This is a genomic window from Campylobacter sp. JMF_06 NA1, from assembly GCF_027737785.1.
Taxonomy (GTDB): Bacteria; Campylobacterota; Campylobacteria; order Campylobacterales; family Campylobacteraceae; genus Campylobacter_B.
This window is the reverse complement of the sequence record NZ_JAOVUA010000006.1, coordinates 1-19,247: the sequence shown is the minus strand read 5'-3', so window position 1 is coordinate 19,247 and position 19,247 is coordinate 1. Positions and strand designations below refer to the sequence as shown.

The 19,247-nt window shown below is 41.8% G+C and carries 21 protein-coding genes; 5 read left to right on the top strand and 16 right to left on the bottom strand.

Annotated elements, in window-relative coordinates:
* Positions 1–56: 56 nt before the first annotated feature.
* The 14 genes from dxs to lpxB form a co-directional block, all read right to left on the bottom strand.
* Positions 57–1,907 carry a 1-deoxy-D-xylulose-5-phosphate synthase gene (gene dxs / locus OFO07_RS06800; protein ID WP_270871408.1) on the bottom strand — a complete coding sequence of 617 codons (1,851 nt, stop codon included), beginning with the start codon at positions 1,905–1,907 and terminating at the stop codon, positions 57–59.
* The gene (gene hisC, locus OFO07_RS06795) at positions 1,907–3,007 is read right to left on the bottom strand and encodes a histidinol-phosphate transaminase (protein ID WP_270871407.1); all 1,101 of its coding nucleotides are present in this window, start codon (positions 3,005–3,007) and stop codon (positions 1,907–1,909) included. The genes dxs and hisC overlap by 1 nt, the downstream gene beginning before the upstream one ends.
* Positions 3,007–4,083: a prephenate dehydratase gene (gene pheA, locus OFO07_RS06790; protein ID WP_270859693.1), complete on the bottom strand. Its 1,077-nt coding sequence runs from the start codon at positions 4,081–4,083 to the stop codon at positions 3,007–3,009. The genes hisC and pheA overlap by 1 nt, the downstream gene beginning before the upstream one ends.
* The gene (gene lysA / locus OFO07_RS06785; RefSeq protein WP_270859694.1) at positions 4,083–5,288 is read right to left on the bottom strand and encodes a diaminopimelate decarboxylase; all 1,206 of its coding nucleotides are present in this window, start codon (positions 5,286–5,288) and stop codon (positions 4,083–4,085) included. The genes pheA and lysA overlap by 1 nt, the downstream gene beginning before the upstream one ends.
* 47 nt (positions 5,289–5,335) lie before the next feature.
* Complete coding sequence (locus OFO07_RS06780) at positions 5,336–6,382, bottom strand: LptF/LptG family permease (protein ID WP_270865238.1); 1,047 nt, start codon at positions 6,380–6,382, stop codon at positions 5,336–5,338.
* On the bottom strand, positions 6,379–6,936 hold the full coding sequence (gene pth / locus OFO07_RS06775) for an aminoacyl-tRNA hydrolase (RefSeq protein WP_270871406.1): 558 nt from the start codon (positions 6,934–6,936) through the stop codon (positions 6,379–6,381). Before pth ends, OFO07_RS06780 begins: the two co-directional genes overlap by 4 nt.
* 7 nt (positions 6,937–6,943) lie before the next feature.
* A complete protein-coding gene (locus OFO07_RS06770; RefSeq protein ID WP_270871405.1) occupies positions 6,944–7,480 on the bottom strand; it encodes a 50S ribosomal protein L25/general stress protein Ctc in 537 nt (178 codons plus the stop codon).
* Positions 7,481–7,580: 100 nt separating this feature from the next.
* Complete coding sequence (locus OFO07_RS06765; protein WP_270859698.1) at positions 7,581–8,801, bottom strand: type IV pilus twitching motility protein PilT; 1,221 nt, start codon at positions 8,799–8,801, stop codon at positions 7,581–7,583.
* Positions 8,801–9,811, bottom strand: a complete 1,011-nt coding sequence (locus tag OFO07_RS06760) for a transaldolase (protein WP_270871404.1) — start codon at positions 9,809–9,811, stop codon at positions 8,801–8,803. Before OFO07_RS06760 ends, OFO07_RS06765 begins: the two co-directional genes overlap by 1 nt.
* Positions 9,804–10,427, bottom strand: coding sequence for a phosphoserine phosphatase SerB (serB, locus tag OFO07_RS06755; protein WP_270859700.1), 624 nt, complete (start codon positions 10,425–10,427; stop codon positions 9,804–9,806). The genes OFO07_RS06760 and serB overlap by 8 nt, the downstream gene beginning before the upstream one ends.
* A 39-nt stretch (positions 10,428–10,466) precedes the next feature.
* Complete coding sequence (locus tag OFO07_RS06750) at positions 10,467–11,183, bottom strand: UDP-2,3-diacylglucosamine diphosphatase (RefSeq protein WP_270871403.1); 717 nt, start codon at positions 11,181–11,183, stop codon at positions 10,467–10,469.
* Between the two features lie 3 nt (positions 11,184–11,186).
* A complete protein-coding gene (gene argC, locus OFO07_RS06745) occupies positions 11,187–12,194 on the bottom strand; it encodes an N-acetyl-gamma-glutamyl-phosphate reductase (RefSeq protein WP_270871402.1) in 1,008 nt (335 codons plus the stop codon).
* A gap of 9 nt (positions 12,195–12,203) precedes the next feature.
* Complete coding sequence (gene greA, locus OFO07_RS06740; RefSeq protein ID WP_270871466.1) at positions 12,204–12,686, bottom strand: transcription elongation factor GreA; 483 nt, start codon at positions 12,684–12,686, stop codon at positions 12,204–12,206.
* 32 nt (positions 12,687–12,718) lie between these two features.
* Positions 12,719–13,849 carry a lipid-A-disaccharide synthase gene (lpxB, locus tag OFO07_RS06735; RefSeq protein ID WP_270871401.1) on the bottom strand — a complete coding sequence of 377 codons (1,131 nt, stop codon included), beginning with the start codon at positions 13,847–13,849 and terminating at the stop codon, positions 12,719–12,721.
* 84 nt (positions 13,850–13,933) lie between these two features.
* Between lpxB and OFO07_RS06730 the strand changes: the two genes are divergently transcribed.
* From OFO07_RS06730 to OFO07_RS06710, 5 genes are all read left to right on the top strand, one after another.
* Complete coding sequence (locus OFO07_RS06730) at positions 13,934–14,416, top strand: hypothetical protein (RefSeq protein WP_270871400.1); 483 nt, start codon at positions 13,934–13,936, stop codon at positions 14,414–14,416.
* Positions 14,416–15,189, top strand: coding sequence for a 5'/3'-nucleotidase SurE (gene surE / locus OFO07_RS06725; RefSeq protein ID WP_270871399.1), 774 nt, complete (start codon positions 14,416–14,418; stop codon positions 15,187–15,189). Before OFO07_RS06730 ends, surE begins: the two co-directional genes overlap by 1 nt.
* A complete protein-coding gene (locus tag OFO07_RS06720) occupies positions 15,186–15,839 on the top strand; it encodes a tRNA threonylcarbamoyladenosine dehydratase (RefSeq protein WP_270871465.1) in 654 nt (217 codons plus the stop codon). The genes surE and OFO07_RS06720 overlap by 4 nt, the downstream gene beginning before the upstream one ends.
* The gene (locus OFO07_RS06715; protein ID WP_270871398.1) at positions 15,836–16,621 is read left to right on the top strand and encodes a DUF817 domain-containing protein; all 786 of its coding nucleotides are present in this window, start codon (positions 15,836–15,838) and stop codon (positions 16,619–16,621) included. Before OFO07_RS06720 ends, OFO07_RS06715 begins: the two co-directional genes overlap by 4 nt.
* 427 nt (positions 16,622–17,048) lie before the next feature.
* Complete coding sequence (locus OFO07_RS06710; RefSeq protein ID WP_270871397.1) at positions 17,049–17,855, top strand: hypothetical protein; 807 nt, start codon at positions 17,049–17,051, stop codon at positions 17,853–17,855.
* Between the two features lie 182 nt (positions 17,856–18,037).
* Here OFO07_RS06710 and OFO07_RS06705 read toward each other — a convergent pair whose 3' ends face one another.
* The gene (locus OFO07_RS06705; protein WP_270871396.1) at positions 18,038–18,883 is read right to left on the bottom strand and encodes a thiamine-phosphate kinase; all 846 of its coding nucleotides are present in this window, start codon (positions 18,881–18,883) and stop codon (positions 18,038–18,040) included.
* A gap of 174 nt (positions 18,884–19,057) precedes the next feature.
* The coding region (locus OFO07_RS06700) for a hypothetical protein (protein ID WP_270871395.1) at positions 19,058–19,247 on the bottom strand (190 nt) is incomplete at its 5' end.

The following is a 19,247-nucleotide window of genomic DNA, read 5'->3' as shown; positions in this document are numbered from 1 at the left end:
AATGTCGTCCTTAGATAAAATTTACTCATTATATGCAAAAAAATATTAAACTAAAATTATACTAATTGATAATTTTTTGTATTTGATATTACCTTTGCCAAATTTTGCGCGTCTAAACCTAGCGATTTCTCCACATCTGCGGTGCTTCCGTGCGGTAAAAAAATATCGTCAAATTCATAAGAAATAATTTTTACATTTTGAATATTTTCCTCTTGTAAAAACGCGCCTAGTATTTCGCCCACACCGCCTTTTTTCATACTTTGGCTAAATACGAACCAAATTTTGGTTTTTTTCGCTAAATTTAGTAAAAATTCCTTATCTAGTGGCTTCACAAAGACCAAATCAACGATATTTACGCTCATTTTATCATTTAGGATTTTTGCTACCTCGCACGCCTTGCCGGTGCTATCTCCATAGCCAATAAATGCGATTTGGCTAGTCTCACACTCTTTGATAAATCTCGATTTTAATGGCGAAATTTCAGGAATTTGCCCGAAATTTGGCTCCAAGCTTTGCATTGTAAAGCTTCCGCGTGGATAGCGAATCGCCAAAATCCCCTTATGCTCGTGCGAATACCTCATCAATGCCCTAAAACTCGCCTCATCGCACGGCGCACACATGCTTAAATTTGGAATCCCGTTAAATAGGCTGATATCAAACACACCCTCGTGTGTCTCGCCGTCCTCGCCCACGATCCCAGCCCTATCCATGGCGATTACTGCGTTTAAGCCCATAAGCGCCAAATCGTGGATTACTTGATCGACTGCGCGCTGCATGAAGGTCGAATATATCGTAATGTATGGCCTAAAACCCTCTTTTGCCATTGCCGCCATTGAAGTTACCGCATGTTCTTCGGCAATCGCCACATCCCAAAATCTATCCGGGAAACGCTCAATTAGCGCATCTAGCCCAGTCCCGCTTGGCATAGCAGCTGTTACGCCAACTACATCAGAGTGAGCCTGCGCTAGCTCTAAAAGGGCTTCTTGGTAAATTTTTGTAGCCGATTTCGCGCCCGATTTTTTCTTAAATTCGCCACTTTTTATGTCGAAAGCTCCCACGCCATGCCAGTTGCCGTCGTCGTTTTCGCTGTTTTTATAACCCTTGCCTTTGATTGTTTGGATATGCACGATTACGGGCTTTTTAGCACTCTTTGCGACCTTAAATGCGCTAATTAAATCGCCTAGGTTGTGTCCATCAACGGGGCCGATGTATTCAAGTCCAAGCTCCTCGAAAAACATGCCAGGGATTATGAGTTTTAGCGAGTTTTCAAAGCGCCTTGCCATGTATGTAGCGCTTTCGGGTGCGTGAGATAAAAGCTCTCTAATGCGCGATTTAAATTTTTGATATGTCTCGCCTGCCATCATTTGGCTAAGATACTTGCTAAATGCGCCGATTGGCTTAGAAATGCTCATTTTGTTATCATTTAGTATGATTACGCAGGGCAAATGCAAATCCCCTAGCTCGTTCATCGCCTCATAAGTCATACCCCCGCTCATCGAGCCGTCCCCTACTAGCACCACAGGCACCCTATCCTCGCCTTTGAGTTTGATCGCCTTTGCCGCGCCCACAGCTAGGCTAATCGAAGTGCTAGCATGCCCTGCTACGAAATAATCATGCGCGCTTTCGCTAGGCTTAGTGTATCCGCTAAGTCCGCCAAATTTACGAAGTGAGCCAAACTCCTCCCAACGCCCAGTTAGAAGCTTGTGCGCGTAGCTTTGGTGGCTGACATCGAAGATAAATGGATCTTTTGCACTATCAAAAACCACATGCATAGCCACTATCGCCTCAACAGCCCCCATATTTGAGCTAAGATGACCGCCGTTTTGGCTCACGACTTCGACGATTCTGGTGCGAATTTGCTCACAAAGCTCGCTAAGTTCGGTTAGGCTTTTGTTTTTGATATCCACTATAACAACTCTTTTAAGGCTTTAAAAACGCGCGAATTTTGCTTCGGAAGTCCGATTGTAATGCGAATCGCGTTTAATCCATAACTCTTTAAATTTCGCAAAATTATACCTTGTCGCAAAAGTGCGTCGCAAATTTGGGTTGAATTTTGATTATCACCCAGCATAAATGTTATGAAATTTGCATAACTTGGCAGGAATTTAATGCCGTTTTTGGTGGCAAATTTTTCAAATTTTTTCATCTGCTGAAAGTTGTTTTGCAAGGTCTTTTGCACAAATTTATCATCGCCAAGTGCCGCAATCGCCGCTGCTAAGGTCGGCGTGGTGATATTAAATGGCGGGCGCAGTTTATAAAGCGCGCTAATAATTCCACTCTCGCCAATTCCATATCCCACTCTCATACCACCAAGCCCATACGCCTTAGAAAATGTCCCAAGATAGAGGGCATTTGTGAAATGCGTGGCTATAAATTTAGGGTCAAGGTGCTTGTTTTTGTCCTTAAATGTGGCAAACTCGTTATAAGCTGCGTCGATGATGACGAGGGTATCCTTATCTACGCTAGCGATAAATTCGTAAATTTTCTCAGCGTCCAAACACTCGCCAAGAGGGTTGTTTGGCATACACAAAAATATCGCTTTTATCTCGTTTTTGTGCGCCTCGTAAAGCGATTTTAGCGCCTCTAAATCGTGCGAAATTTCTTTGGTTTTATAAATTTTGCCCTCGCAGTGCCTTGCGTAAATGCCATACATCGCAAAGCTTACCCCTGCTTGAAGTATCGCAAAACCATTGCTAAGCACGCTGTGAAGGGCAAATTCGATGATTTGATCGCTACCTGCGCCGATTATGATATTTTCGCTTTTTACGCCAAATTTCGCCGCTAGCGCGTCTTTTAGCTCAAACATACTATCATCAGGGTAGAGATGAGCACAGGTGGCGCATTTTTTAATGGCTTTTTGCGCTTTTTTGCTAGATCCAAATGGATTTTCGTTGCTAGCTAGTTTTAGCACATCTTTTTTTTTCACGCCAAATTCGCGCACCACTAGCTCGATTGGCTTTCCAGCCTCGTAATTACTCAAATCGTCCAAAAATTTGTTAAATTTCATTATTCATCTCCATTTAAATAGCTTCCAAGCCAAGTTATTTCATGAGCATGGCGAGTGGCGTTTTCTAGCACTCTAATCACACCCTCATCGTCGATATGCCCCTCAAAATCGATATAAAATACGCTTTTGAAATCATGCGATTTAATCGGGCGACTCTCTAATTTAGTCAAATTTATCCCCTCATTGCGAAACATTTGAAGTAACTCCACCAAACCACCCGGTTTATCATCGGTTTTAGCCAAAATGCTGGTTTTGTTGCGGTCGCTTCTTTGGTTTTTGAAGTCGCTTAGCACGAAAAATCTCGTGCGGTTGTTTGCGTTATCCTCGATTTTTTCGTACATTACAGGCACGCCATACAGCTCGGCTGCGATTTTAGAGCAAATCGCTGCTGAATTTGGGGTTTCAAGCGTGGCTTGGGCGGCTTTGGCAGTGGATTTGGTGGCTGTAAATTTAACCCCGCTAAGTCCGTGATCGTCTAAGAATTTCAAGCATTGATTATAGGCTTGTGGGTGAGAGAAAATCTGCGTAATCTCGGCTGTTTGCGTGCAGTTTGTAACCAAAGAGTGGTGGATATCCATATAAATTTCAGCTACGATTTTGACCTCTTGGTATTTGCGCAAACAATCCAGTGTCACGCCGACTGCACCTTCGGTGTTGTTTTCTATGGGCACGACGCCGTATTTTGCCTCTTTGGTGATTAGGGATTTAAACACTGCCTCGATGTTTGAGAGTGGCTCATAGGTGCTAATCGCGCCAAACCTAGCCTTGGCTGCTTGGTGAGTGTATGTGCCAAAAGGCCCTAAAAACGCTACGACTTGCGGTTTTTCTAAATTTCTAGAAACGGAGAAAATTTCAAAAAATATCGCCTCAATCGCCTCTTTATTTAAATTTTTAAGTTTAACGCCATCGAGCCTAGAAATTATCGCACGCTCCCTTTCTGGGCGATACACGGCGCTTCCTGTGGTCTGCTTCAATTCGCCGATTTTTTTGACATAATCCATACGCAAATCAATCAAACGAATAATCTCATCGTCGATTTTATCGATACCTACGCGTAAATCTTCTATGCTTTTCATCACTCTTCCATATATTTTTTTTCGTTTGCAACGAGATCCTCGAAACTCTCTCTGGCTCTGATTAAGCGATCCTTGCCTTCGCTAATAGCCACCTCAGCTGGACGCGGGCGCGTGTTGTAGTTGCTAGACATGCTAAACCCATACGCTCCTGCGCTTTTTATCACCAAAATATCGCCGTGGTCTAAATTTGGCAAATTTACATTTTTGGCTAAAAAATCGCCACTCTCGCAAATCGGCCCTACGATATCACAAAGCGAGCTTTCGCCCTCTTTTTGCACTGCTACGACCTCGTGATAGGCTTGATATAGGCTCGGGCGGATTAGATCGTTCATAGCTCCGTCTGTGATGACAAAGCGTTTGGCGCCGTTGTATTTCTCGTATAAAACGCTAGTGATAAACTCGCCCGCATTTCCTACGATAAACCTGCCCGGCTCGCATGTAATCGTCACATCTAAGCCACTTAAAACAGCCAAAATTCCTTGCGCATAATCATACAAACTAACCTGTTTTTCGTCTTTATAGCGGATTCCAATCCCTCCACCGATATCGAAAAATTTAATCTCAATCTGCGCCGCAAGCAGTTCGCGCAAAAGATCGCTTACGATTTTCGCTGCGTCGTGGATCGGCGAAATGTCAGTTAGCTGCGAGCCTATGTGAAAGTGGATCCCAACTGGATTTAAAAATTCAGACTTTTTAGCGTAAAGATACATAGCGCGCGCATTATCAATGCTAACGCCGAATTTGTTTTCGTTAAGTCCAGTAGAAATGTATGGGTGGGTTTTGGCATCGACATTTGGATTTACGCGGATACTAATCCTAGCGGTTTTGCCCAAATTTTGCGCGATTTTTTCTAAGCGATACATTTCGGCTTCGCTCTCTAAATTTATATATAAAATTTCGCTTTTTAATGCCTCTTCTAGCTCATAATCTTGCTTGCCCACGCCTGAATATATGATTTTATACGAATTTGCCCCAGCTAGTAGCGCGCGTCTGACCTCGCCGATACTCACACAATCAAACCCGCTTCCTAGCCTTACTAAATGTTGCAAAATGCTTAAATTTGAGTTTGCCTTAATAGCGAAGCAAACTAGCGATTTGCGCGCCGCAAATGCACCTTTGAGCAATTCATAATTTTTCGTAATCTCGTCGAAATCATAAACATAAAGTGGAGAGCCGTATTTTGAGACTAAATTTTTGTAATTCATATATTTTCTTTCGGTAAAAAATTTTGCGCATTTTAGCAAATTCGGACTTAACGATGCTTAAAAACCAGCCAAATCGCAAATACTAAAAGTAGCAAAATCGGCACGATAATGCCTAATTCTGGGAGTATCACGCCATTAAGCGAGAAGCGAATCAGCACGAAAAACAGCCCCCACGCACACAGCGTAATGATAAAAAACCCAAAACTCATAAGAGCTAGGTTAAAAAACCTGCCAGTAATCGGAAAATAATAATAAAGGATTAAAATCATAATCGGCGCAAAAAGCGGGAAAAATATCATATTGTATAAATTTGCCTTGATTGAATTTACATTGACGCCTTGGTTTGCGAAGGTTTTGATAGAGCGAATCGCGTCTTTGATCGAATATACATTGCTCGTATCATACACGCTTTCAATCGAGCTTGGGTTAAAGCCCCTTAGCATGGCTTCGTTTTGGATACTTTCCTTTTTCAACCCAGCCTCGCCAAGGCTTAAATTTGTAGGAATTTGGGTTTTTTCGCCCTCCCTAAATTTCCACTCTTTTGCGCTATATTCGCCATTTTTAGCCCAAATTCTACTTTGCAATTCACTAGCGTTGATATCAAATGCTATCATCTCATCAGCGTGGTTTTGGTGAAGTCCGTTGATATAGACATATTTGCCCTCGTATTTGAGAAACATCTCGGGCCCTACTGGGGTAAAATCCGTCAAATTCTTTTGAAATTTCAAAGCATAGGCAAAAGGGGTAGTATTTAGATAAATATATCCTAGCGTGATAAAAAGCGATATCAAAAATGGCGGTATTATCAGGGCGTTTTTGCTCACGCCAAGGGCGTAAAAGCTGATAAGCTCGCTACTTCGAATCATGTTAAAAATCATTATAATCAGCGCAAAAATCAGGCTTAATGGCAAAATATAAGTAATCGCCACGCCAGCTGTTAGCGCCACATATAAAAGCCCTGTATTGGCGCTTTGCGGGAAGTCTTTGAGATTGGTTAAGACATCGATTCCCACATAAAAAAAGTCCAAAGCTACAAATAAAATAAAAAAATATTTAAGATAAACAAGGCTTACATATTTGGCATACAGCTTCATTGTGTTACCTTTTTTATCGTGAATTTTTGCGAAATTTCATCTATATCGCTACGAATTAGCTCATTTACAGCCTTTTTGGCATACTCTAAAATTTGGCTTAGTTTTTCTGTATCATCGTCCCCAAATTTAGCCAAAACAAAATTTGCAGCGTCCCAGCCTTCTGGCTTTTTGCCCACGCCGATACGCACTCTTTCATATTCAGTTCCGATTAGATTGTCGATTGATTTAAGCCCGTTGTGCCCGCCAGCACTTCCGCCAAGCTTAAATTTAATCGCACCCAAAGGCAAATCAATATCGTCGTGGATTACGATAACTCTATCAGGTTTGTAAAAATCGCAAACCGCTTTGATTGAATTTCCGCTTAAATTCATAAAAGTTTGAGGTTTAAGAAGTAGAAGTGAGCCTTTTTTATAAAGCTCACCCTGAAATTTTGCTCCGCCAACATCGCTAAAACCGCCATTGCTTAGCAGAGCGTCGATTAGCATAAATCCTACATTATGCCTAGTGTGAGAATACTTCTCCCCTGGATTACCAAGTCCGACGAGCAGTATCATAGCTCACCTATTTAGCCGAAGTTACTCCGACAACTGCAACAGAGCCATCCATAATAATGCTTACGCCATCTTTTACGGGGATATCACGAACTAGGATAAAATCGCCCAAATCTAGCTCTGTAACATCTAGTGTAAAGCTATCTGGTAGATCTTTACCTGCACATTTTACAGCCAAACGGCGTTTTGATTGAACTAAAACACCTTTGTTTTTTAGGCCTTTTGCGATACCTGTCGTATAAACTGGAACAAGATATTTGCTAACTACATTATCATCTACTACGCGTAAATCAACATGAGTTAGGGCGTTTGTTACAGGGTGTTTTTGGTATTCTTGCACTACTACTTTGTATGTGCTATCGCCAACTTTTACCTCGAAAGGCAAAGTATTTTTGCTGCGAACTGCTTTGATAAAATCGTTTGTTTTAAACGCAGCATTTATGTTTTTTAATCCTTTCGCATAAATATTAGCGATTAGATAACCATCTCGTTTTAAAGACTTAGAAGCCTTTTTACCGATACTATCTCTAACGATACCTTCTAACATGAGTTTTCCTTTAAAAAAAATAGGGACTGATTTTACTAAAATTTAGCTTTAATATAGCTTTTGCGGAAGGGCTAGCAAGAAATTCTTGCTAGCGTAAATTTTAACGACGAATATCTTGGAGTTGAACGACCTCTTCTGCGAGTTGATCTGGGATATCCTCGCCGTTTGCGAGCATAATACCGCGTTTTTTCGCTAGGTCTGCGTTTTTCATTTTTAGCTCTAAGTCGTTGCGTTTAGAGGCCTTATCAAGGGCTTCATCTCTCGTAATCACCTCTTGAACATACAGATCAAGCAGGTGTTGATCGAAGGTTTGCATACCATAAGTATTGCGTCCATCGGCGATTGCGTCTGGGATTTCAGAGTCGCGTCCTTCTAAAATCATATCTCTAATACGGGTATTTTTACGCAAAATTTCAACTACCGCCACGCGTTTTCCATCAATTGTGCGCGCAAGGCGTTGTGAGATTACAGCCTCTATAACACTAGCTAGGGTCATACGGATACGCTCTTGCTCTGCTTGTTCAAACATCGCAACGATACGGTTGATTGTCTCTTTGGCGTCGATTGTATGCACGGTAGAAAAGACAAGGTGACCAGTCTCAGCAGCGTGAAGCGCAGTCTCAATCGTCACAAGGTCACGCATCTCGCCCACGAAGATAACATCAGGGTCCTCGCGCAGTGCCGCACGAAGCGAATCAGCGAAAGTGTTACAGTCCTCGCCGATAGCGCGCTGGTTGATGATACATTTATCATCTTTGAAAACGAACTCAACCGGATCTTCAATCGTAACGATATGGCTCGTTCTAGCGTGATTTATGCGATTTAGCATAGAAGCGATTGTGGTTGTTTTACCGCTACCTGTTGGACCAGTTAGAAGCACGACGCCGCGCATAGCAGTATCGCAGATCTCTTTGATACTTTTTGGAAGTCCAAGCTCATCAATTGTAGGAATTTTAACTGGAATCGTTCTAAATACCGCACTTACGCCGTCAATTTGGAAAAAGATATTTACACGAAAGCGGTATTCGTCGTTTAATTTGTATGTAAAATCCACGCTTTTATTTTTAATCATCTCTGGAAAACGAGTTTTTAAAAGCTCTTTTGCCAAAGTCATCATATCCTCTTTAAGATAAGGATCTTTTGTAAATTTTACAAGCTCACCATTAATCCTACCACGCACCACAGAACCTGCTTTTAGGTGCAAGTCGCTACCGCCGTTTTGAACCAAAAAATTCAAAAATTTATCAAGTCTATCGCGTTGCTTAAAATCCAGCGTGCTTACATCGACTTGATATTGTGAATAATCAATTGCGTCAGCCATTATTTCTCCTTTTCAAGTGTTGTCATAATCTCATCAAATGCTTGTTCGAAAGCCACCAAGCCATCTTTTAAAAGCTTTTTGTAAATTTTATCCATATCAATGCCAGCCTTTTGCGCGACATCGGCGAAAAATTTATCAATTTCCTCATCGCTAAATGGAGTTTTTGGCTCACATTTTGCCCCTATGAAAGCCTTAATTGTATCAAGCGGGGCAGTATTTACGCTAAGCGGATACAAAAGCTCTTTTATATAATAATCCGCAGGGATTTCGCCACCTTTTACCCCCGTGCTAGCAAAAAGTGCCCTAACAAACGGCAAATTTTCCTTTGCAATTATATTATAGCATTTCGTAGCGTTCATAATGCCGATTTTTGCAGGCTCTAAGCCAGCTTTTTTCATATCCTCATCAAGGGCTCTATCAAAACGGCTAACAAAAATGCTAATCACAGATTGTGGCAGTTTTGCGCCTTCAAATTTAGCCGCGAACTCGCTCGTGCCCTCTTTAATCGCTTCTAGGCATTTTGCGGTTTGCTCTGGCGAGAAAATCAAGGTCGCATTTACATTTATACCCCGCCTCGTCAAAGCTCTCATCGTCTCGTATCCAGCCTGGGTCGCTGGGACTTTTATCATCACATTTGGCATTGCGATTTGCGCAAACAGCCTTTTGCCCTCTTTTATCATAGCCTCTGCATCATCTGAGATACTAGGATCTACTTCGATACTAATAAAGCCGTCATCGCCCTTAGCGTAGTTTGCCAAAAGCGCATTTGCGGCGTTTTTGATATCAGTTATAGCTAAAATTTCATAAAGCTTTTTTGTATTTTTGTGCGCAAATTTCGCCTTTTGCGCGCCGTAAGCTTGGGAGGTGGTAATGGCGTTTTTGAAAATAGAGGGATTTGAGGTCGCGCCGTTAAATGTGCCTTTTGCGAGAAATTCGCCAAATTCCTTTGCGATAAAATCGCGCTCGATAAAATCGCACCACAAGCTAAATTTGATATCGTCGTTATACATACTGCATTATCTCCCTTAAATCTTTTTTATCCACGCAATGAGTTGCCTCTTTTTTCAAAATTTCATTGGCGCAAAACGCGATTCTTAGCCCCGCTTCCCTAAACATTGCCACATCGTTTGCCCCATCTCCCACACACATAACCTCATCTGCACTTAAATGCAAAATCGCTTTGAGCTGTTGCAAGACCACGCCTTTGGAGTAGCCAAACATCATCTCTCCGCCCACATGACCGGTTAAAACGCCGTCTTTTCGGTGCAAGATATTGGCAAAACTCGCATCAAATCCTAGCACCTCTTTTGCCCAGTCTGTCGCCACATGAAATCCACCACTAAACACCACAACGGTAATTCCCTTGGCTTTGAGGTAGCTTATAAGCTCTTTTGCGCCTGGCACAAAGGGCAAATTTTGCGCGATTTTTTGCATATCCGAAAATTTCATACCCTTTAAAAACATAGCCCGCTCTTGCAAACTCTCGAAAAAATCAATCTCGCCCGCCATTGCGCGCTTTGTAATCTCTTTAACCTCTTTTTCTTTTCCTACGCTTTTTGCAAAATTCGTTATCGTCTCCCCGTCCATAAGCGTAGAATCGAAATCAAACACACAAAGTTTTATCATTAAATTTCCTTTATAAAAAAAAGCAATTATATCTAAGTTTTAATTTAAGTTTTTTGAAAAGAGCTCAAAATTTTGGCTATTTTGCACCTCGTAAATTTTCTCACACACGGCAAATGAGTTTAAATTTATATATTTTACGCCCTCAAATTCTAAAATTTCATCTTGGTGATAATGCCCCTCGATTACGATAGGCGCGGTGTAGTTGTGGATTTTTGGCTCGATATAGGATTTGAAATTCTCAGCCTTTTTATACAAAATTTTATTCTCTTGGCTTTTTAAAATCATTTTTGAAATTTTAAAATTTAGCGCGCAATCGATTTTATCCATAAATTTCAAAAACGCCCTATTTCGCAGTGATAAAAGCGCAAATTTTGTCAAAGCTGGCAAAAAAATATCGCCGTGAGAGATTTGGATTTGCCTGCCTTTAAAGCTAAAATTTGCTGGCTGGGCGCAGTTTGCGAAGACCAGTGCGTGCGGAAAAATAGCCTCTAAATTAAAATCGTGATTTCCCTCGAAATAATAAATTTCACATTTTTGCGAAATTTCGTTGATTATGGCGATATATTCGGCGTAAAATTCGCGCACAAATGTCGTATTTGCGAGGAAATCAAACATATCGCCAAGCATGAAAATTTGCGGCGGCAGTGTTTTCGCGCTCCTTAAATTTCGCAAAAATTTCAGGAAATTTCGCTTGTTTGCGTTATCGTGCGCGTCGCTGATAAAAACAGCTCCGGGCTTTATTTGCAGATTTTCCACGATTTAAATGCTATTTCCTAGGCGTGGCAAACCCTCGCCCACATCGTAGCCAAACATCAAATTCGCATTTGCCACGGCCTGACTTGACGCGCCTTTTAGCAGGTTGTCGATTGCCGAATTTATCCAAATTTTATCCCCCTGCGTTTTGACAAAAATATCGCAAAAATGCGTTCCTGCGACATTTTTCACAGACACTGGCTCACTACGCACACGCACGAAAGGCGAATTTGCATAAAATTCGCGCAAAATTTTCTCCGCGTCAATACTCTCTTTTAGCACGCCAAATACGCTTGCAAGCATTCCGCGCGTAAATGGGGCTAAATTTGGCACGAAAGTTACGCTAAATTCCGCGCCATTTATCAGGCTAAGTTGCTCCCAAATCTCGTCTGCGTGGCGGTGAGTGAGTGGTGAGTATGCGTTTATGTTTTCATTGACGCTCACGAAATGGCTAGTGGCTTTTAGCCCCTTGCCTGCGCCACTGACACCACTTTTAGCGTCGATAAAAACGCCGATTTTACTATCCATGTATTTCACAAATGGCGCAGCGGCTAGAACCGAGCATGTCGGATAGCAGCCGGGATTTGCCACAAGCCTTGCAGAGGCAATTTTTTCGGCATTTAGCTCAGCCAAACCATACACAGCATGGGCTAAATTTAGCGGGTCTAAATGTTTGGTGTAGTTTTTCTCGTAAAGTTCAAGCGATAGGCGATAATCCGCGCTTAAATCCACGACTTTGACGCTAGGAAATTTCAAAATTTCACTCGCAAACTCCATTGCCTTTTCGTGCGGAAGCGCCAAAAACACCACATCGCAACTTTGCGCGGCAGTTTTTGGATCTGCTATTTGCACCCTCATATCCAAAATCCCAGCCAACTGCGGGAAAATCTCAGAAATTTCGCCCTCACTCGTAGCGGCAAGATACGAAATTTCAAAGCCTTTGTGAGCTAGTAAAATTTTAACTAGTTCAAGCCCAGTATATCCCCCTACGCCGATGATTCCAGCTCTTTTCATATTTTCGCCTTAAAATTTAATCGGTTTGTAGCTAACGCTGATAATCTCGACATCTCTGGTGCCACTTGGCAGGTTTAGCACCACTTCATCGCCCTCGGCCTTGCCTAAAAGCTGGCGCGCTAGCGGGGTGTTGATATTAAGCAGTCTTTTGGAAATATCAGCCTCCATAAGCCCCACGATAACATAGGTTTCCTCGATTTCGGTTTCCACATCCATGAAAGTCACGGTAGAGCCGAATTTGACCTTATCGTGCTCGTAGCTTGCAGGATCTATTATGCGAGAGCGCGAGAGTATGTCATTTAGCTCGGCAATGCGAGAGAGCAAAAACGCCTGTTCCTCGCGCGCCGCGTGATACTCGGCATTTTCCTTCAAATCGCCGTGATCTCGCGCGATATCGATTTGTTTGATGATGTGCGGGAGTTTGATATTTTGGAGCTCTTTAAGCTCGGCAGTGATTTTTTCGTATCCGTAAGAGGTCATGGGTTCTGTGATACTCATAGCAATCCTTTTTCAAATTTTTCTAATTATACTTTAAATTTCGCGTTTGTCGTTAAAATTCGCGCCACATTTTTCGCACTTGGCATAGCCAAATACTCTCTAAGCTCCACGCAAGCGCGCGCAAATCGCTCATCATCGCGCAGGGCGTATGCGTCGTAGAGATTTGAGACACTCACTTCTTCTTGGATTAATTCTTTGTGAAGCTCGTCTTTTTCGCAAAAATCAAAAATTATGTTTGCAAGTCCGACATGTTTTAGCTTCACAAACCTGCGCGCGATCGCGACATCTAGGGCCTTGGCTTTGTAGCAAAGCACAAAAGGTGTGCCAATAAGCGCTGCTTGCAAGGTCGCAGTCCCAGAGCAGATAAAGGCAAATTCGCTTTTTGCTAGGGTTTTTATAGCATCAGTTTCTATGCTAAAACTGCGCGTATCGCCGTAAATTTGCTCCACCTTATCCGCCAAAAACGGTGGCACAACTAGGCTAAATTTTAAATTTGCATTTTCGCTTTTTAGCTTTTCGGCTAATTCCCTATAAACTGGCATAAGTCGCGAAATCTCAGCCCTGCGAGAGCCCGGCATAAAGGCGATTAGGCCGTTTTTTTCATACGAGCTTTTGCGCTCTTTGATTTCATCTAAAAGCGGGTGTCCTACGAAGCAAAAACCGCTTTTATCGCTTAAATTTGGCAAATTTTCAAAATTTAGATCCAAAATTTTAGAATAAAACTGCCTCTCAAACTGCCAAATTCCACACAAAAAATCACAATTTTCTTGCAGAGCCTTGACTCTACCGCGCTTCCACGCCCAAATTTGGGGCAGGATATAATACACTATCCTCGCACTCACGCCCGATTTTTTCAGAGCCTTTGCAAGGGGCAGGTTAAAGGCTGGACTATCGATTAATAGCACCACATCGCAGTTTTTTGCTAGCTCGCACATCTGCTTTAACGCCCTTTTTGCCTTGAAAATCAGTGGAATAATCTCCACAAACCCCATTGCCGAAAATTCGCTCGATTTATACAACGGCTCGCCGTGCGCGCTAAATTCCTCGCCAAAAATGCCATAAATTTTAGCGTTTTTATCGAGGGCTAAAATTTCACGCAAAACCTCGCTAAAATGCAGATTTGCAGACGGCTCCAAACACGAAATCAAATAATTCAAACTCTTACCTTTTTTAATTTTTGGCAATTATATCAAAATGTGCTAAAATTAAACATTTTTAAATTTTAATCACAAGGAAAAATTATGCAAAAATCCCTAATTTGCGCCATTTGTGCGCTATTTGTGGCAGGGTGCGCTTCCACTCCGAGCTACCAAAAAATGCAAATCGACGAACCAGATAGTGCCATAAAAGTGGCAAAGACAATGACCGCAAACAACGCCCCAGAGGGTATCGCAAGGCAAATCAGCGATAGTTTTCGCGCTCACCCTGGCGCGCAGGCTGATTTTAACGGCGCAAGGCTAGTAGATGTCACGAGCGAGGGAGCTAGCGCGATTTACCACTTCGAACTATCCTCAAAATGGGGCGAAATGAGCCCCAAAAATAAGGAAAATTATCTCAAATCCTTCCAAATCGTCCTAGCAAATCAAGCTTGCAACTCGCCTAGCAAGCGCATTTTGCTCCGACATGGCGTGAAATTTAGCCATAGATTTTTCTACGATGACCCAGCTTCGCCACTCTCATCTAGTGATGTCGATGAGAGCTTTTGCCTAAGCAAGGGGCTTTAATGCACGAAATTTTAATCACAAACGACGACGGCTTCGAAGCTAGGGGGCTTTTGGAACTTGCAAGCGCGCTAAGGGATATCGCGCATATCACTATCGTAGCCCCAAGCTCGCAAAAATCCGCCTGCTCGCACTCTCTCACGCTCACTCGCCCGCTTCGCTTCATCGCAATCGGCGATGATTTTTACAAACTCGACGACGCTACGCCTAGCGATTGCGTATATCTCGCACTTCAAGCCCTGTATTCGCGCAAACCAGACCTTGTGATTTCTGGCATAAACCACGGCGCAAATATAGCCGAGGATATCACATACTCAGGCACTTGCGGAGGGGCTATGGAGGGGGTTTTGCAAGGAATTCCATCTATCGCGATCAGCCAGTATTACAGCGCAGATTCGCTGGGTAACTACGGATTTAGCCTAGCTTGCAAGTTAGCGCGAAATTTGGTTAAAAAGATTTTTGCTACCGGTTTTCCGCTTCCGCCAAAACAATTTTTAAATTTAAATGTCCCAGCCGTGAGTGCGTCGCAGTTTTTGGGGCTAAAATGCGCAAGGCTTGGCGAGAAATTTTACGGACACGACGCCACGCTAAATCGCAATCCGCGCGGAGAGGAGTATTACTGGCTAGGAAATGCGGTTTTTGAGTTTGACAGCGAAAAAAACGCAGGTAGCGACATAGACCTTTTGATGAAGGGCTACGCTACGCTCTCGCCGGTGCAGTTAAATTTGACCGCAAATGACCAATTAAAGGGGCTTGAAGAGTGGATTATGAAATAAATGACCGCTTCACCAGAGCGCGCTGGATTTTTGGCGAGAAATTTGAAATTTTGCAAAATGCGCGCGTGCTTGTGTGTGGTTGCGGTGGCGTAGGTGGCGCAGTTATCGAGGCGCTGTATCGCAGTGGCGTGGTAAATTTGAGTGTGATTGACTGCGATGAATTTGACATCACCAATCAAAACAGACAATTTGCAAGCGAAAATTTAGGCGAGAAAAAAGCAGAAGTTTTCGCGCGTAAATTTGAAGGCGTGCGCGCAATCTGCGCCAAAATAGATAGCGAATTTTTAGCTGGTTTTGACATAGGCAAATTTGACTTCATAATCGACGCAATCGACGATGTGGGCGCCAAAATCGCGCTTGCCTCGCTTGCGCACGAAAAAAATGTGAGATTCATAAGCTCTCTTGGCGCCGCCAAACGCCTAGATCCCGCCAAAATCGAAATCGCCTCCGTGTGGAAAACCCACACCGACCCATTTGCGCGCAAATTTCGCTACGAACTCAAAAAAGCGGGATTTTCTGGCGATTTTCCTTGCGTTTTTAGCTCCGAGCTTCCGCACTGCGAAAAGCTTGGCAGTTTTATGGGCGTAACGGCTAGTTTTGGGCTTTTTATCGCCAGTTATGTCGTGCGAAATCTAATAGGCGAAAAATGAAATTTTTCATCGCCGAATTTTGGGCTTTTGGGCTAAAACAAATCCGAGCCTGCATTTTTGCTGGCTCATTTTTTGTGCTACTTTTCGCCTCAAAACACCTAAATTTGGGCTTCATCGCGCGCTATGATTTTTTGCTAATTTCGGCTTTGATTTTGCAAAATTTGCTTGTGGCGTTTAAATTCGAAAGTCTTCGCGAGCTTTGCGCGATTTGCCTTTTTCACGCCATTGGGCTAGCCTTAGAGATTTTCAAAACCCACCCAGCTATCGGCTCGTGGAGCTACCCAGAGGCGGGAGTGTTTAAAATTTATGGCGTGCCACTTTATAGCGGATTTATGTATGCGGCAGTGGGGAGCTATATGATTCAGGCATGGCGAATTTTGCATTTACGCCTCGCTCACATGCCCCGCTCATACGCTAGTTTCGCCCTTTGCGCGCTAATTTATGCGAATTTTTTCACACACCATTTCATAGGTTATGATTTTCGCTATGTCCTATTAATCGCTGTTTGCGCGCTGTATTTTCGCGCGAAAGTCTATTTTCGCCCGCGCCAAAGAGAGTATGAAATGCCGCTTTTGCTTGCGTTTTGCCTAATCGGATTTTTTATCTGGGTTGCCGAAAATATCGCTACATTTTTTGGCGCATGGGTTTATCCAAACCAAGCTCAGACTTGGCATATTGTGAGCTTTGGCAAGATTTCTAGCTGGATTTTGCTTTGTATTATTAGCTTTATTATCGTGGCGATTTTGAAGCGAATAGAGGGCAAAATTTTGGGTAATGGCTAAATTTCGCTAGCGCAACCCCAAAATACTAAGCGCGAAATTTAAAATTTAAATTTCGGCTTTGATTTTGCAAATTTTGCTTGTGGCATTTAAATTCGAAAGTCTTCGCGAGCTTTGCGCGATTTGAATTTGCAGTTAGGTGTCATTGCGAGAAATGCGAAGCATTTCGAAGCAATCCAGTGAATTGAAACAATGTTTGATTTTAAAACAGCTTTCGCTGTTGCTGGATTGCCACGACGGCTTCGCCGTCTCGCAATGACAAGATTGAAACAAAATTGTAAATTTAAAAACTTTCGTATCGTAGATAAACGATACTGACCGAATTCGAATTTGCAAGGAAACACCGAATTTAAGGTTAAAAACATATCAAATTTAAGCTTGATTTGTTTTTGTATAATGCTGACTTTGTCGGTATTGAAAGGAAATAAAAGTGAAAAGAAAATATAAAATTTTAATTCTTGCAATATTTTTTACATTGAGCTTCATTGCATATCAAACAATAACTCACAAAACAGAAATAACTAAATTCATTGTAAAAACAATACTAGAACATAAAAAAGAAAATGCTTTTGAATTTGCAAATAAATTTGTAAGTGTAGTTCCAAATTATGGCATAGATGACGGCTTTGAAATAGTAAGCAAAGATGAATTTGAAAAATATCAGCAAGGGTATTGTTTGGCAGAAAATAGAATTTTAGATAAAAAGGAACTTTATGAGAAAACAATACAAAGATATTTGGGCGCCTATATTGAAGCTAATAAAAAAATTTTAGAATTTAGAAAAAAAGAATATTGGTTTTATAAACCTGAATATGATGTAAAATATTATATGTCGCCACTGATAAATTATGATAATTATTTAGATATAGTTAGTAATTTAAAAGATAGAAACTTGACTTTGGAAAAAGTTTTTATTAACGATTTTAATGCAATAGAAATTAACCCCAAAAATTACTTAAAGATAAATTTAGATGACAACAGTGTCGGTTTTTCTAGTCCCATAATTGAAATAGACGGCGAAGATGAACTACTTATGCTAGATAGGGAATATATTTTTAAAAAAGGATACTTTTTAATAAATTTCATAATTTGGTCGAATTTTAATCAAGAAGTTTCTGAATATTATCATAAGACAAATGGAAATGACCGTGAAATTAGATTTTTTGATAATTGTGGAAATGTGAAATATGATATAGAGCAAATGTATCTTAGCAATCGTGAATTAAATGGCGGTTGAGTTTAAAATTTAAATTTCAAATATTAATAAAAAATTTTTTTTAAGGAGATAGCACCGTAGGGTGGGTATCCTTGCTCACCATAAGGTTGTCAAAATTTTGCTAGACAAAATATCCACTCTATAACTAAAATTTCGGCGCAGTATTGCGAGGTTGCGACAGCGAAATTTCAAAATTTACAAATTTACTCGCTAAAATGGTGCCTTTCGCCCTTGAATTCACAAGTATTGTCTAAATTTCGATCCTCTGCCTTGCCGATGACGCTAATTGGGGTTTTGGTTTTGGAGGCGATTTCGTAAATTTTGCTAAGAAATTTTGGCTCGAACGCGAATAAAATCTCATACTCTTCGCCCGAGTTTAGCACATATTCTTTGGGGCTAACAAGCCAGCTCATACCCACGCCGCTAGCGCGCAAAAGGCGCTCCAAATCCTGCCCTAGCCCGTCGCTGATATCCATAGACGCGCTTATGTATTTGGCGGCTTTGTAGAAAAATTTCGCCCTGAGTTCTGGGCGGAGCATGCGAGAATGTGGCGAAATTTCGCTTCTTTTGCCCCCACCTAGCAAAATTTGCAAATCAATGCCCACATAGCCGAGCTTGCCCGTGTGCGCGATCAAATGCCCGCACTTCGCGCCATTTCTGAAAATCGGCTTTTTGCACTTGCCTATCATCGTGATACTAATGGAAATTTTATCGTCGCTAATCGTATCCCCACCGATAATCTCAATGCCCCATTTCTGCGCGGTTTCGTTTAGCCCAGCGCACAACTCGTCGATCTGGGCAGTGGTGATGTCCTTTGGGAGCGAAAGCCCGATTAGAGCATATTTTGGCTTAGCGTTTTTGGCGATCATGTCCGAGATATTTACCAGCATGGCTTTCGCGCCGATTTCGTGCATGCTAAGCCACTTGCGCCTAAAATGCACGCCCTCGACAAAAAGGTCCTTGCAATACGCCAAATCGCCCACGATAGCGCAATCATCGCCGTTTAGTTTGCTTTTGAATTTCGTGTAAATGTAGGCCTCTTTGTCCATTTGCTAACCTTTTTCGCGAGAATTAAATTTTGCTATTATATGAAATTTAGCTTAAATTTATGGGTAAAAGCGATATTAGGCGTGAATTTCAAGCTATGGGCTAAATTTCAAATTTAACCCATAGCCTAAATTTGGAAATTTGAAAATTTTGCAGAATTTATAAATTCTAATTCTCTACTCGCTCACAGCTTTTTTGATTTTTTTGGCTTCATCGGCTGTATCTTTTACTTTTTTGGCTTTTTTAGCCGTATCTGTGTTTTTAGCTTTGTCTTTTAGATTTACGACCTCTTTTTTGACCTTTTTATCGGCTTTTTTTGTGGCTTTTTCTTTTTCTTTTTTCGCGGCAGATTTTAGATCGCTAGTG

What these genes read in the sequence shown, in the direction of transcription:
- argC (WP_270871402.1), bottom strand. Translation starts at nt 12,194, where the DNA reads ATGAAAAGAGCTGGAATCATCGGCGTAGGGGGATATACTGGGCTTGAA.
- OFO07_RS06770 (WP_270871405.1), bottom strand. Translation starts at nt 7,480, where the DNA reads ATGTTAGAAGGTATCGTTAGAGATAGTATCGGTAAAAAGGCTTCTAAG.
- OFO07_RS06715 (WP_270871398.1), top strand. Translation starts at nt 15,836, where the DNA reads ATGAAATTTTTCATCGCCGAATTTTGGGCTTTTGGGCTAAAACAAATC.
- hisC (WP_270871407.1), bottom strand. Translation starts at nt 3,007, where the DNA reads ATGAAATTTAACAAATTTTTGGACGATTTGAGTAATTACGAGGCTGGA.
- OFO07_RS06780 (WP_270865238.1), bottom strand. Translation starts at nt 6,382, where the DNA reads ATGAAGCTGTATGCCAAATATGTAAGCCTTGTTTATCTTAAATATTTT.
- serB (WP_270859700.1), bottom strand. Translation starts at nt 10,427, where the DNA reads ATGATAAAACTTTGTGTGTTTGATTTCGATTCTACGCTTATGGACGGG.
- OFO07_RS06730 (WP_270871400.1), top strand. Translation starts at nt 13,934, where the DNA reads ATGCAAAAATCCCTAATTTGCGCCATTTGTGCGCTATTTGTGGCAGGG.
- OFO07_RS06705 (WP_270871396.1), bottom strand. Translation starts at nt 18,883, where the DNA reads ATGGACAAAGAGGCCTACATTTACACGAAATTCAAAAGCAAACTAAAC.
- surE (WP_270871399.1), top strand. Translation starts at nt 14,416, where the DNA reads ATGCACGAAATTTTAATCACAAACGACGACGGCTTCGAAGCTAGGGGG.
- OFO07_RS06760 (WP_270871404.1), bottom strand. Translation starts at nt 9,811, where the DNA reads ATGTATAACGACGATATCAAATTTAGCTTGTGGTGCGATTTTATCGAG.
- pth (WP_270871406.1), bottom strand. Translation starts at nt 6,936, where the DNA reads ATGATACTGCTCGTCGGACTTGGTAATCCAGGGGAGAAGTATTCTCAC.
- lysA (WP_270859694.1), bottom strand. Translation starts at nt 5,288, where the DNA reads ATGAATTACAAAAATTTAGTCTCAAAATACGGCTCTCCACTTTATGTT.
- OFO07_RS06765 (WP_270859698.1), bottom strand. Translation starts at nt 8,801, where the DNA reads ATGGCTGACGCAATTGATTATTCACAATATCAAGTCGATGTAAGCACG.
- pheA (WP_270859693.1), bottom strand. Translation starts at nt 4,083, where the DNA reads ATGAAAAGCATAGAAGATTTACGCGTAGGTATCGATAAAATCGACGAT.